The organism is Methylocaldum sp. GT1BB, assembly GCF_051027545.1.
Classification (GTDB): Bacteria; Pseudomonadota; Gammaproteobacteria; order Methylococcales; family Methylococcaceae; genus Methylocaldum.
The window spans coordinates 2,500,648-2,513,130 of record NZ_CP194902.1; the positions used below are offsets into that span (position 1 = coordinate 2,500,648).

Sequence of the window (12,483 nt, forward strand, 5' to 3'; positions counted from 1 at the left end):
ATAATTCGAACGAGCAATGCACTCGATCAATTGTAGTAGTGAGTCTTATTCGGCGGCTGATGACTGATTTAATCGCATGGTTCATGCAATCCACAAATTCAAGCTTTCCGGCGGCATGAAACCCAATTGCGGATGATAGTGCTCGGATTTCGCGGCGATATACCATTCTTCTTGTCGCCCCCGTCGCCCTTTTTTCAGAGTCTGAACTTCCAACAGACTGTCCCATACCGGGCTACCAGATTCGGGGCGAAACAGGCTGACAGCGAGCGGTCGTGCCTTTCTGATGAACTCTCCGGTTAATCCGGTTTCTTCCGCCATCCGGAGGAGTTCTTCGAACAAGGCCATTTCTCCCTGGTAGGGCACTATTACGTTAATGGCATCCTGTTCGATCAGGCGGTAAGTGCGAGCAACATCCGGAAAGGAGCCTTCCCGGACATATTGGAGGAGTTCCTCCGTTTTTTTCGAAGCCTCCGGTTTTCCGATGTCGTAAAGCTCCCGATAGTAGGCCGTGATGAAATCGGGGTTATCCAATGTCATGCCTTCCGGCCCGAACCGCTGTAACAGCATCTTGGTGATTTGCGCAGCTTGGCGGTAACCGCCCGGTGGATAGTTTTCGTCTTCGGGCATGAATATCCGCAGCTCTCCCAAATCGACGAGTCTTCCCTCTCGGTTGCAACGGCCTTCAGCTTGGATGATAGCTTCGAGCGGGCCATAAGCGCGAAAAACCGATGGGAAGTCCAGGTCCACACCGGCTTCCACGCATTGGGTGGCGATCAGGCGTACTGGTTTATCCGTGGCAAGCCGTTCACGGATATCCGCCAACAACACTTGCCGGTGCGCAGGGCAAAGATTTGTGGAAAGGTGAAAGGTATTCGGATCGTCGAACTCTTCCCAAAGCTTACGCGCGTGACGCTTGAGATTGACGATGCACAGGATTTGCTGTTTTTCACGGATTTGCTCGGCCAATTCCGGCCAAACTACGGGCTGGCTTGGATCAGCCCATATTCTTTTAACTCGCTGCATCGGTGTAAATAGGCGCTCCGGTGCCGGAACGACTTTTTGAGGCTGCCAGTCCGCTGGCGCATGCGTTCGAACATGGGCGTGCAAATGCTCGAACGCCGGCTGCGTTGCCGTCGCGAACACGACGCTGCTCTTATGGGCGTGAGCCAAGTGAGTAAGCGTCGCCAGCGTCGGTACTGCCAGCGGCGCGGGCAGCGTTTGGACCTCGTCAAACAGAATCACGGACCGGGGCAGGCGGTGAAGCTTGCGGCAGGCGGACGGCCGGTTCGAAAACAATGATTCCAACATCTGCACGCTGGTCGTAACGATGATCGGCGCATCCCAGTTCTCCGAGAGTTGTCGCCGTCGGCGTTCGTCGGAGTCACCAAATTCCCCCTCCGCATCGGACCCGCACTCTTCCTTCCCCAAACCGGCCAGCGAGTGATGTTCCAAGACATAGTCGGTACCGAAGTGCGGTTCGAACAGACTTCGGTAAATGGCAGCCGTCTGTTCGATGATCGAGAGATACGGGATGACGACGACCACCCGTCGTAATTCGTATTTCGCAGCATGCGCCAGGGCGAAGGCGAGCATGGCGAGGGTTTTTCCGCTGCCGGTCGGTGCCGTCAGTGTGAATAGCCCCGGCGGATGTTCCGCGGCGCTCAGGCAGTCGTCGCGCAGCCATTGTCGGACTTTTGCCACTCCGGGATCGGCCTTCGAACTGCGGCCGAGTTTGTCGATATGGGCCAGCAGAATTTCCAGCGCATCGCTAGCTTGCAACTTCGGCCCGTCCGGCCGGTGGCGCTTGCCGTCCGGTCCGCCTTGGAAATGTGCTTCGGTGTCGAGGAAATCGGCATCGACCAGGGCGGAGAACAGCAGGCGAATGTCGAGCATAAGATCGAAGCCCGATCTGATTTCCGTTCCACAGACAGTTTTCTCGGGCTTTGCCGGAGTCAGACCGTCGGCGAGGAGGCGTGATTTGAGGGTTGCCAGATCCGTTTCACTCAAACTGAGTTGTTGGGGATGGCTTTGAACGAGCTTGGTCGGGTTTAGTTTCGCCAACTCGGACCCGCGCAAGTATTGCAGGCCAATGTGATGACCTTGAATCGCCAGCGCCGCAGCGACGGCTTGATAGTCCTTTTGTAGCGCCAGCCAAGCACCTATCGACCAGTGATCCAGTCCATGGTCCTTTCCTTCAAGCCGTGCCTGAAACCGATCGCCATATTTCCCGAGGTCGTGCAAGAGCCCGGCAAGGCCGGCTTCGTCCGCGAAGCTGGAAGCTTCCGCGAATTTTCCTGCGAGTTTCGAAACGTCCCGCAAATGCTCTGCTAGTGGATGCTTGGATCCGGCCTTGTTATCGCTGTGTGCATAGTAGATCACCGCACCTCCATACATTTACATGGACTCCAATAAGGGATTTGGGCCTTTTACATCGTCTTCGGGCAATGTGATTTCCTTCAGCCCGCCAAACCGAAAACTTTGAGATAACCTTCCCGCGCATACTCGGCGATCTTCTCGTCGGCGGTCATCAGATGCAGCCCCTTGACTCGCGCAATAGCGATAAGAAAACGATCAGCGGGATCGCCGTGGATCGATCCGGGAAGCTGGGTGCTTTCCACCGCGCTTTCGGCATCCAGAGGCAGTGATCGAAGCCCCGGTAGAGCCGTTGCGTGCTCGACCCAAACATTGAACGCCGCCGAGAGCGTAAGTCTGCGTTTGTTCTGCAACATGCCGATTTCCCAAATGGAAATCGTGGAAACGAATAGTCTCGACTGTCGGCGCATGGCTTCGATATGTGCGACCGCATCCGCCGGCAAGCGCTCGGAATTGCCTTCCGCGTACCAAAGCCACGCGTGGGTATCCAGCAACAGTCCGTTCATTTATTTGCCCGGCATCCATCGTTGGGTTGTCCACCCGGCGCGAGATCACGGTAGAGATCATCCTCGTCGCCCGTTAACGCGCTCCAGGGTTCGTCGATAGGGGAAACGACATCGCCCAGAACGGTGACCGTGCCTTTCATGTAACCGAATTGGGTTTCCGACGGTTCTTCGATCGGTACCAGTTTGGCAATCGGTTTGCCTCGCTTGGTGATGACGACGGGCTCATGGGTTTTGCTGACCTCGTCCATCAGTTTCAAACATTTGGCTTTGAATTCCGCTGCGGTGATTTCCATGATTGATACCTCGATACTATATGACCAGTTAATATGGTCATTGTATCGAATTCTCGGCTTGGTATTTATCGTGCCGTTCCGTGCTTGTTTCTTAGTTCAAGCTGCTGAGTTTGATACCGCGTCGGATGTACGTCGGAATATCGTAGTTGACGCGCGCCGAAGCATCCGGCGTTTGGCGGGATAACGGGCTCGGCTGTAAAGGACAGGCGGGATGGCTGGTGGCGGAGCTTGCAGAAGCCCGAGCGTTCCGGATTTTGCGGATGGAAGAGAAGACGTTGAACATGATCGTATCTCCGATGGGTGTAACGACGGAGATACTCTACGACAGGTAGTCGCTCAGGGCGTGAGCCACTAACTCTATCGGTAAAAATTTTTATTCGTAGCGGGCCGCCATTGCCCGAACCGTTTCTTGCAGTTTGCTCCTGAGCGATTCGGGAGCGAGGATTTCGACGTCCGCGCCATGCTTGAGGATGTCCATGATCAGTTCGCGGTCGTCGGCGTAGGGGATTTCGAGGGTGTAACTGCCGTCCGGCTCGAACCGGGTCTTTTGCTTGGGATGCCAGATTTCATGGCTGACCCAGCGCGCGCGTTCGGGCGTAAAACGCAATTCCGCCCAGTGGATTTCGGCGCCGGAGAAGATGCCGTAACCGGATGCCAGTTCTCGATCCAGCTCTTCGTCCGGGATGTCTACGGCGGGTTCGTTGAGCGCCGATGCGGAGCGGAGCGCATCCACGGCGAAGCTTCGGATCGCTTCACGGAGATGGCACCAGGCGTCCAAATACCAGTTTTCGCGGTAGTGGATCAGGCGCTGCGGCGACACCGTGCGTTCGGATGTTTCATCGGTGCTGCGGTTGTAATGGACAATTCGCAGCCGGCGGCGTCTGAGCAGAGCCGTCGCAACCACTTCGAAATGCTGTAGATCCACCGTTCGCCGTGCGACATGGAACACCCGGACCCGTTTTTCGACTTCCTGCCACTCGTGATCGCCGGCGCCGAGCAGGGCATTGAGGCGAGCGAGCAGCGGCTGGATATGCGGTTCGAGCAGTCCGGGCTGAAGGTCTGCGAGCAGTTGGCGCATGGTGAGAAGAGCGTGAATTTCCGAGGCGTTGAACCAAAGGCCGGGCAGCTCGTAGGCCGCATCGCCGCCATGGGGCCCGAAGCGGTAGCCGCGGGTTTTTCGGTCCCAAACGATCGGCGCGTTGAATCGACTACGCATATATTCGATATCACGCTTGAAAGTGGCTGCCGATATACCCAATTCTTCAAGAAACGCCTTTTGAGAGACGTTTTCCCGGTCGCGGATCAGTTGATCGATTTTGTAGAAGCGTTCGGTGCGGTCCATGTTCTTTTCTCGAAGCTGGTTGCGCACGAATCTTAACCCAGGAAAAACGCGGATTCGCGCAGCTCTTCCACATGTGGTGGGGGAGCGTTGATCTTGACATGAAATATTCGACGGCTATGATTAGCACTCGTTTTAGTCGAGTGCTAACAAAGCTAGGGTCTGGTCGACCGCTCGTCAGTCAATACATCATCAGTAGGAACAGGAGAGTATGATGAAAATTCGTCCTTTGAATGACCGTGTTATCGTGAGGCGCCTCGAAGAGGAGCGGACTTCGCCGGGCGGAATCGTGATTCCGGATACGGCTGCGGAAAAACCGATGCGCGGTGAAGTTCTTGCGGTGGGTAACGGCAAGACTCTGGATAACGGGCAAGTGCGCGCGCTGCAAGTCAAAGCGGGCGACAAGGTGCTGTTCGGCAAATATTCCGGCACCGAGGTGAAACTCGATGGCGAGGATATCCTTGTCATGCGCGAAGACGACATCATGGCTGTGCTCGAAGACTGAGCACGCCCGGAATTCAACATCAACCAACGAAGGTAAATCGTAATGGCAGCGAAAGACGTAAGATTCGGTGATGACGCGCGGATCCGCATGGTTCGCGGGGTCAATATTCTGGCACAGGCGGTGAAAGTGACCTTGGGTCCGAAAGGCCGCAATGTGGTGCTCGAAAAGAGTTTCGGCGCGCCGACCGTCACCAAGGACGGCGTATCCGTGGCGAAAGATATCGAGCTCTCCGACAAGTTCGAAAACATGGGCGCTCAGATGGTGAAGGAAGTCGCGTCTCAGACTTCCGATGTCGCGGGCGACGGCACCACCACCGCCACCGTTCTGGCGCAATCGATTCTGGTCGAGGGCCTGAAGGCCGTGGCCGCCGGCATGAATCCTATGGATCTGAAACGCGGTATCGACAAGGCGGTCACCGCCGCCGTCGACGCTATCCACGAGATGTCCGTTCCCTGCACCGACAGCAACGCGATCGCTCAAGTCGGCACCATTTCCGCCAACTCAGACGAGAGCATCGGCAAGATCATTGCCGAAGCGATGGACAAGGTGGGCAAGGAAGGCGTGATCACGGTCGAGGAAGGTTCGGGCCTTGAAAACAGCCTGGATGTCGTCGAAGGTATGCAGTTCGACCGCGGCTATTTGTCGCCGTACTTCATCAACAATCAGCAAAGCATGAGCGCCGAGCTGGAAAACCCGCTGATCCTCATCTGCGAGAAAAAGATTTCCAATATCCGCGACATGCTGCCGGTACTCGAAGGCGTCGCTAAAGCCGGTCGTCCGCTGCTGATCATCGCGGAAGATGTCGAAGGCGAAGCGCTGGCGACCTTGGTCGTCAACAACATGCGCGGCATCATCAAGGTTTGCGCCGTTAAAGCGCCCGGTTTCGGCGATCGCCGTAAAGCCATGTTGGAAGACATCGCTATCCTGACGGGCGGCACCGTAATTTCCGAAGAAGTGGGTCTGAGCCTGGAGAAAGCGAGTCTGAACGATTTGGGCAATGCCAAGAAGGTTCAGATCAGCAAGGAAGAGACCACCATCATCGATGGCGCCGGCGCTAAGGAAAGAATCCAGGGCCGTATCACCCAGATCCGTAAGCAGATCGAAGAGACCACGTCGGACTACGATAGAGAAAAGCTGCAAGAGCGCTTGGCGAAGTTGGCCGGCGGTGTGGCAGTGATCAAGGTCGGCGCGGCCACCGAAGTCGAGATGAAGGAGAAGAAAGCCCGCGTGGAAGACGCGTTGCACGCGACCCGCGCTGCGGTTGAAGAAGGCATCGTGCCGGGCGGCGGCGTGGCTCTGGTCCGCGCTCTGCAAAAGATCAAGGATCTGAAAGGCGTAAACCACGATCAGGATGTCGGCATCAGCATCGCCCGCCGCGCGATGGAAGAGCCGCTGCGCCAGATCGTGGCCAATGCCGGCGACGAGTCGTCCGTGGTTCTGAACAAGGTAGCCGAGGGTTCCGGAAATTTCGGCTACAACGCAGCAACCGGCGAATTCGGCGATATGGTCGCCATGGGCATTCTGGACCCGGCGAAAGTGACCCGTACCGCGCTGCAGAACGCCGGTTCCGTGGCGGGTCTCATGATCACCACTGAGGCAATGGTTGCCGAAGAGCCGAAGGAAGAGACTCCGATGCCGGCAGGCATGGGTGGAATGGGCGGCATGGGCGACATGATGTAATCGCCGACCGATCATTTAAGTGTAAAAAAGCCCCATCTTCGGATGGGGCTTTTTTTTGAAGCATTTTCAGCTTTGGGCCCGTGTCCTTGGCATCGCTGTCCAAAGCTACATGGATAAACCCGCGGAAATGCTTATTCCGGCTTACAGCGCTGCACGACTTGTAAGTCGAAAATCCTTTTTCTACGCAATGGGTTTGTCGCTATGGATTGCCGACCTAAGGACCGGTGCGCCAAGTAAATCGGGGATTCTTATCAATCGCAAATGATCGTTGCGGAAGGCCGAGAAAGCCTGATCCTGGATGAACAGGTCGCTACTTTCCCGACCATATCATGACTCACATGAGACGCCGCACGGCAGCATGTGAGTGGTGCTTGGCTTAAGTGCTGGGTAAATAATTGACGGACAGCCGATTTGTAATGGTATAGCCGTGCAACAAGTCGGCAAACTCATGAAGTGATTGGATGCCAGTCTCCTTCGCTCGTTGGCACCACTCTCTGAGCGACTGCACACGTGCTTCGTAGCCGACTGAAGAGTTCGCCCAAAGCTGTTTCAATTCCTCCTTGAATTGGTAAACGGTGTGAAGTGTTTGGCTCAAGTTCAGTGCTCGATCAAGGATGTGGGTGGCGGCCTCATCGAATTGGATATCCTCTCGAACCAAGAGCGGCTTTGCATCGCGGAGCAGGCGTCGGGATGCCGGGAGGGCAGTCTTTAATTCTTGACGCAGGACCGGAAGCACCACGCTACGGCCGTATAAAGCCAGCACATGGACCCGGTTACGCATTACGGCCTGTATTGTCGCCAAATCGATCAATTTCTTGTCGTGAAGAATGCGAATTTTTGGAGCAACCCGGCGAACCGTTGCTAACTTCAATAGTTCCATCAGGCGAATGTAGGCCCACCCGATGTCCAATTCCCACCAACGGGAGGATAGCCGCGCCGAAGAGGGATAGGCATGGTGGTTATTGTGAAGTTCCTCGCCGCCGATCAGTAAGCCTATCGGGAAGAGATTGGTGGACGCATCGCGGGTTTCAAAATTGCGATAACCGGAGAAATGCCCCAGGCCGTTGATTACGCCCGCTGCCCAAAAGGGAATCCAGAGCATTTGTACGGCCCAAATGGTAATGCCGAAGAAGCCGAACAGCGCAACGTCGGCGAGAAACATAAGCGCGACGCCAAGACCGGGGTGCGGCGAGTAAAGTTTTCGCTCCAGCCAGTCATCAGGCGTGCCGTAGCCGTATTGATCCAAGGTTTCCGGATTGGCTGCTTCGGTCCGGTAGAGTTCCGCGCCTTCCCATAAGACCTTGCTTATGCCAAACACGCGAGGGCTATGGGGGTCTTCCGGGGTTTCACATTTGGCGTGGTGTTTGCGATGAATCGCGACCCAGGCCTTGGTGCCCATGCCAGTTGTCAGCCACAGCCAGAGCCGAAAAAAATGGCTGACCGCCGGATGAAGGTCCAAAGCGCGATGCGCCTGGTGGCGATGTAGGAAAATCGTGACGCTGGCAATGGTGATGTGGGTCAGACCGAGCGTAACGGCAATAAGTCCCCACCAGGGGAGGTCGAGTAAACCGTTAATCATTTTTTCACTATAAAAATAAAAAATAAGAGATGGGCATTAACTAACAATCCTTAAGGGGCTGCAAATCTTTCCATAGAGTTGCCTCAAAGAGCACGAATTGGAAAAAGCATCCGCCTTGGCGAATGCACGCGACGCCATTTTGGATAGCATCGAATGGATTTTCAATCCGCACGTTTTCTAACTGGTTTATCGGGTGGGATTGAGTGTTGCAGGGACCGGCAAGACGCGAGGCTATGATCATCGATCAAAAGCCAAATCCAACGCCTAAGCCAATACCGATCCGAGGTCCGGTGTCATATTCGGATAACAGTTTGATCTCCAAAGGACGTAACAACGGAAATGCACGAGTCGCTTCGCCGGTTTCCGTCGTGCGTTCGCCGATGACGCGACCGGCTGCAACAATTCGCCGGCCTTGTTCGTAGATGAGTGTGTCTAAATAGCCGGGATACAATATTAAGAATCGGCCCAATGCGGGCTCACTGAGTTCCGGCTCGCCTCGTCTATCGGTGGGATAGGTCAGTACTTCGACTAACGTGCCTTCCTGTAGATTTTCGGCGCTAAGGATAGTTCCGCCGATGAGAATGGCTTGGCCGATAAACGCTTTTGGGTTATTCAGGACAGTTTCGGGCGAAAGTTTCGGATCGACCTGGTCCATGGTCGCTCGCGACAGTACCGAGCCGCAACCGCTGAGTTGTAGCGTGATCGCAAGTAAGGCGGCCAGGCCGAGAAAGCGGGGCCAGGATATTGGGTAGCCGGATCGGATGTCCTTTTTCGAGATCCGAGATTCTCTCACAGTAGCGTTGCAGCCTTTTGAGTTGAATGAGTCTTACCAATAAGGGTACCAATAAGGGTAATAGCCGGGCCAGCCTCGCCACCAAGGATCGTACCAGTATGGCGTCGGATAATAGGTGTAAGTCGGCCGGTTGGCCCAAAGATGAATTTCCTTGCAACCGATTACCGGGTAGGTGTAGTTGATTTGATCGAGAGGCTTGGTTTCCTTGCCTTGGACCTCTCCGGCGACCGTCACTTCGCGTCCCTTCGCATAGACCGCCGAATCCAGGAAGCGGTTGCAGTGAATCAGGAATCGTCCGGCGGAAGTGTCGACGTCTTCCGGGCGATCCGAACTTTCTAGCGGTTTTTGCAAGACTTCGATTTCGGTGAACTGTGGGCGGTTGCTGGTTTGGACGATCACGCCGCCCAGCATGACCGTCCTGCCTTTGTAGGCGTCGGGGCGGGCGCTGATTTCCGAGAACGATGGCTGCGTTTTCGTCGCCGTCCGAATGGGTTTCGAAAACGGGCTGGTTGCGCACCCCGCTATGCTTAAGAGCGTTATCCATAACAATACTAATCGGAACAACTTCGATCTACCCAAACAAACTTCCGAAATCGAGGTTTCGATCGGTGACATGGCCATGTTTATCACCCTTGCGGAACTGCTTTCCTCTTAATTGGACAGAACTGCTCCTGCCGAATTCACATCTAGTGGCCATCATAACCAATTCCCGTCGTTGCCACCCGTGAAATTTTGCCGCTTAAATGCGATGAGAACGAAAGGCTTTAATTAAACAAAAAATAGCTCTATAATTGCGTCTCTTGATTTTAGGCGCGTAGCTCAGTTGGTTAGAGCACCACCTTGACATGGTGGGGGTCGTTGGTTCAAGTCCAATCGCGCCTACCAATTCCGAAAAGCATCGCTGGGCGATGCTTTTTTTGTTGAAGAGGTTTCGACTGATGCCCGTGATACGTCTGCCGGATGGTTCCGCTCGCACATTCGATCACCCCGTAACGCTTATGGAGGTGGCGCAGTCCATTGGTCCGGGATTGGCTAAGGCGGCATTGGCTGGTCGAATCGACGGGAAACTGGTCGATTTGTCGACTCTTGTCGAACATGACGCCGCAGTCGAAATCGTCACGGGTAAGGACGCGGACGGGCTGGAGATTATTCGCCATTCAACTGCCCATCTGCTGGCTCAGGCCGTTAAGGCGTTGTATCCGAGCGCGCAAGTGACGATCGGTCCGGTGGTGGAAAACGGGTTTTACTACGATTTTGCCTTCGAACGTCCCTTTACGCCGGAAGACCTCGAGGCAATCGAAAAGAAAATGACGGAATTGGCGGCAAAGGCGATTCCCGTCAGGCGGGAGGTGATGCGTCGGGAAGAAGCCGTCAAATTTTTCCGTGACCAGGGCGAGCACTATAAGGCCGAAATTATCGAAGCCATACCTCAGGGCGAGCAAATCTCCCTCTACTCGCAAGGGGATTTTACCGATCTTTGTCGCGGTCCCCATGTGCCGGATACCGGAAAGCTTAGAGCCTTCAAGCTCATGAAGGTGGCGGGTGCCTATTGGCGGGGGGATTCCCGCAATGCCATGCTGCAGCGTGTCTATGGCACCGCCTGGGCCGACAAGAAGGATTTGGACGCCTATCTGCATCGGCTGGAAGAGGCGGATAAGCGCGATCATCGCAAGATCGGCAAGCTGCAGGACCTGTTCCATACTCAGGAGGAAGCTCCCGGAATGGTGTTCTGGCATCCCAATGGATGGGCGCTGTATCAGCAGGTCGAGCAGTACATGCGCCGGGTGTTCCGTGAGAATGGCTATCAAGAAATCCGCTGTCCTCAGATTCTGGACGTAAGCCTTTGGAAAGCTTCGGGCCACTGGGACAACTTTCACGAGAATATGTTTTTTACCGCGTCCGAGAATAGAGAGTATGCGGTAAAGCCCATGAACTGCCCCGGTCACATCCAGGTTTTCAAACAGCATCTGCATAGCTATCGCGAACTGCCGATCCGGTTCGGGGAATTCGGTTCCTGTCATCGCAACGAGCCCTCCGGCACCTTGCACGGGATCATGCGTGTGCGCGGTTTCAATCAGGACGATGGCCATGTTTTTTGTGCCGAGGATCAAATTCAGGCGGAAGTTGTCGCATTCATAGGTGTCTTGCGTAAGGTGTACGCGGATTTCGGCTTTACCGATATCCAGTACAAACTGTCCACGCGCCCGCCCAAGCGGCTCGGCAGCGATGAAATTTGGGATAAGGCCGAAGCTGCGCTGATGGCTGCTTTGGCCGCGCAAGACATCGAATACCAATTGCAGCCCGGTGAGGGAGCTTTCTATGGCCCCAAGATCGAGTTCACGTTGAAGGATGCGATCGGTCGGGTATGGCAGTGCGGGACGATTCAGGTGGATTTCATGATGCCGGGGCGTCTCGGTGCCGAATACGTGGGCGAAGACAATGCCCGCCATACGCCGGTCATGCTGCATAGGGCGATCATAGGATCGATGGAACGCTTCATCGGCATTCTCATCGAGCATTACGCAGGGTATTTTCCGCTTTGGCTGGCGCCGGTTCAGGCGGTGGTGCTCAACATTACCGGAAATCAAGCCGAATATGCCGCCGAATTGGCTGCGGAGCTTGTAAAACAAGGCTTTCGGGTAAAGTCCGACTTGAGAAATGAGAAGATCGGCTTTAAAATCCGCGAGCATACCGTGCAGCGTGTGCCTTATTTATTAATCGTCGGCGATAAAGAACTGGATTCCCGTACCGTTTCTGTTCGTACACAGAAAGGCCAGGATCTAGGCGGTTTCAGCTTGCCGGATTTGATCGGCAAGTTTACCGACGAGGTGGCGAGTCGCGCTGCGTTTCAATAATTGCGTTCGGAGGAATAGGATATCACTGCTGAAAGAAAAGAGCCGCGCCTGAATGAAGAGATCACGGCGCCCACTGTCAGGTTGATCGGACCCGACGGTAATCAAGTAGGAGTCGTGTCGACCAGAGAAGCCAGGCAAATTGCTTATGATGCGAATCTGGATCTGGTCGAGATTTCGCCGGCAGCCGATCCTCCCGTTTGCCGGGTAATGGATTACGGTAAATTCCGTTTTGAGCAGAATAAGAAGCTGCAAGCGGCCAAGAAAAAGCAAAAGCAGATTCAGGTTAAGGAAATCAAATTCCGGCCGGGTACGGACGAGGGCGATTACCAGGTCAAGCTGCGCAATCTCATTCGCTTTCTATCGGACGGCGATAAGGCAAAGGTCACTGTTCGGTTTCGCGGTCGAGAACTGAGTCATCGCGAATTAGGCATTGACCTTCTGAAGCGGATCGAGACGGACCTCGTGGAGCACGCCGTCGTAGAGCAGTTTCCGAAAATGGAAGGTAAGCAGTTAAGCATGACGCTTGCGCCGAAGAGAAAAAAATAATCTTGAGTTGTTGG

At 54.9% G+C, this 12,483-nt stretch carries 12 protein-coding genes and 1 tRNA gene; 6 read left to right on the forward strand and 7 right to left on the reverse strand.

Going from position 1 to position 12,483, the window contains the following annotated elements; genetic code table 11:
* Positions 1 to 81 precede the first annotated feature (81 nt).
* The 3 genes from ACR2TX_RS12595 to ACR2TX_RS12605 all read right to left on the reverse strand — a co-directional run bounded on the left by ACR2TX_RS12595 (position 82) and on the right by ACR2TX_RS12605 (position 3,172).
* On the reverse strand, positions 82 to 2,379 hold the full coding sequence (locus ACR2TX_RS12595; protein ID WP_434132301.1) for a CRISPR-associated endonuclease Cas3'': 2,298 nt from the start codon (positions 2,377 to 2,379) through the stop codon (positions 82 to 84).
* Between the two features lie 77 nt (positions 2,380 to 2,456).
* On the reverse strand, positions 2,457 to 2,879 hold the full coding sequence (locus tag ACR2TX_RS12600; protein WP_077731142.1) for a type II toxin-antitoxin system VapC family toxin: 423 nt from the start codon (positions 2,877 to 2,879) through the stop codon (positions 2,457 to 2,459).
* On the reverse strand, positions 2,876 to 3,172 hold the full coding sequence (locus tag ACR2TX_RS12605) for a type II toxin-antitoxin system Phd/YefM family antitoxin (protein ID WP_077731143.1): 297 nt from the start codon (positions 3,170 to 3,172) through the stop codon (positions 2,876 to 2,878). Before ACR2TX_RS12605 ends, ACR2TX_RS12600 begins: the two co-directional genes overlap by 4 nt.
* Positions 3,173 to 3,318: 146 nt before the next feature.
* On the opposite strand from ACR2TX_RS12605, the gene ACR2TX_RS12610 reads away from it, so the two are divergent.
* Positions 3,319 to 3,504 (forward strand): hypothetical protein, encoded by a 186-nt coding sequence (locus ACR2TX_RS12610; RefSeq protein ID WP_086135268.1) that lies wholly within the window; start codon positions 3,319 to 3,321, stop codon positions 3,502 to 3,504.
* A 41-nt stretch (positions 3,505 to 3,545) separates the two neighbouring features.
* Here the strand turns inward: ACR2TX_RS12610 and ACR2TX_RS12615 are convergent, their stop codons facing one another.
* Positions 3,546 to 4,514 (reverse strand): helix-turn-helix transcriptional regulator, encoded by a 969-nt coding sequence (locus ACR2TX_RS12615; RefSeq protein ID WP_077731145.1) that lies wholly within the window; start codon positions 4,512 to 4,514, stop codon positions 3,546 to 3,548.
* Between the two features lie 211 nt (positions 4,515 to 4,725).
* On the opposite strand from ACR2TX_RS12615, the gene groES reads away from it, so the two are divergent.
* Both groES and groL read left to right on the forward strand, forming a co-directional pair.
* Positions 4,726 to 5,016 (forward strand): co-chaperone GroES, encoded by a 291-nt coding sequence (gene groES / locus ACR2TX_RS12620; RefSeq protein WP_077731211.1) that lies wholly within the window; start codon positions 4,726 to 4,728, stop codon positions 5,014 to 5,016.
* Between the two features lie 42 nt (positions 5,017 to 5,058).
* Positions 5,059 to 6,696: a chaperonin GroEL gene (groL, locus tag ACR2TX_RS12625; RefSeq protein WP_077731146.1), complete on the forward strand. Its 1,638-nt coding sequence runs from the start codon at positions 5,059 to 5,061 to the stop codon at positions 6,694 to 6,696.
* A gap of 376 nt (positions 6,697 to 7,072) precedes the next feature.
* Here the strand turns inward: groL and ACR2TX_RS12630 are convergent, their stop codons facing one another.
* The 3 genes from ACR2TX_RS12630 to ACR2TX_RS12640 all read right to left on the reverse strand — a co-directional run bounded on the left by ACR2TX_RS12630 (position 7,073) and on the right by ACR2TX_RS12640 (position 9,647).
* On the reverse strand, positions 7,073 to 8,275 hold the full coding sequence (locus tag ACR2TX_RS12630) for a DesA family fatty acid desaturase (protein ID WP_077731147.1): 1,203 nt from the start codon (positions 8,273 to 8,275) through the stop codon (positions 7,073 to 7,075).
* Between the two features lie 244 nt (positions 8,276 to 8,519).
* A complete protein-coding gene (locus ACR2TX_RS12635; protein WP_276205404.1) occupies positions 8,520 to 9,068 on the reverse strand; it encodes a Slp family lipoprotein in 549 nt (182 codons plus the stop codon).
* A gap of 33 nt (positions 9,069 to 9,101) precedes the next feature.
* Positions 9,102 to 9,647: a Slp family lipoprotein gene (locus ACR2TX_RS12640; RefSeq protein WP_166642486.1), complete on the reverse strand. Its 546-nt coding sequence runs from the start codon at positions 9,645 to 9,647 to the stop codon at positions 9,102 to 9,104.
* Between the two features lie 229 nt (positions 9,648 to 9,876).
* Between ACR2TX_RS12640 and ACR2TX_RS12645 the strand changes: the two genes are divergently transcribed.
* The 3 genes from ACR2TX_RS12645 (at position 9,877) to infC (ending at position 12,469) form a co-directional block, all read left to right on the forward strand.
* Positions 9,877 to 9,953: transfer RNA gene (locus ACR2TX_RS12645), tRNA-Val, on the forward strand.
* Positions 9,954 to 10,006: 53 nt separating this feature from the next.
* Entirely contained in the window at positions 10,007 to 11,923 is a 1,917-nt protein-coding gene (thrS, locus tag ACR2TX_RS12650; protein WP_077731212.1) for a threonine--tRNA ligase, read from the forward strand.
* A 21-nt stretch (positions 11,924 to 11,944) separates the two neighbouring features.
* Positions 11,945 to 12,469, forward strand: coding sequence for a translation initiation factor IF-3 (gene infC, locus ACR2TX_RS12655; RefSeq protein ID WP_077731150.1), 525 nt, complete (start codon positions 11,945 to 11,947; stop codon positions 12,467 to 12,469).
* Positions 12,470 to 12,483 lie beyond the last annotated feature (14 nt).

Coding starts and splice junctions, on each gene's coding strand:
- ACR2TX_RS12630 (WP_077731147.1), bottom strand. CDS start 8,275: ATGATTAACGGTTTACTCGACCTCCCCTGGTGGGGACTTATTGCCGTT.
- ACR2TX_RS12600 (WP_077731142.1), bottom strand. CDS start 2,879: ATGAACGGACTGTTGCTGGATACCCACGCGTGGCTTTGGTACGCGGAA.
- groES (WP_077731211.1), top strand. CDS start 4,726: ATGAAAATTCGTCCTTTGAATGACCGTGTTATCGTGAGGCGCCTCGAA.
- ACR2TX_RS12605 (WP_077731143.1), bottom strand. CDS start 3,172: ATGGAAATCACCGCAGCGGAATTCAAAGCCAAATGTTTGAAACTGATG.
- ACR2TX_RS12615 (WP_077731145.1), bottom strand. CDS start 4,514: ATGGACCGCACCGAACGCTTCTACAAAATCGATCAACTGATCCGCGAC.
- groL (WP_077731146.1), top strand. CDS start 5,059: ATGGCAGCGAAAGACGTAAGATTCGGTGATGACGCGCGGATCCGCATG.
- thrS (WP_077731212.1), top strand. CDS start 10,007: ATGCCCGTGATACGTCTGCCGGATGGTTCCGCTCGCACATTCGATCAC.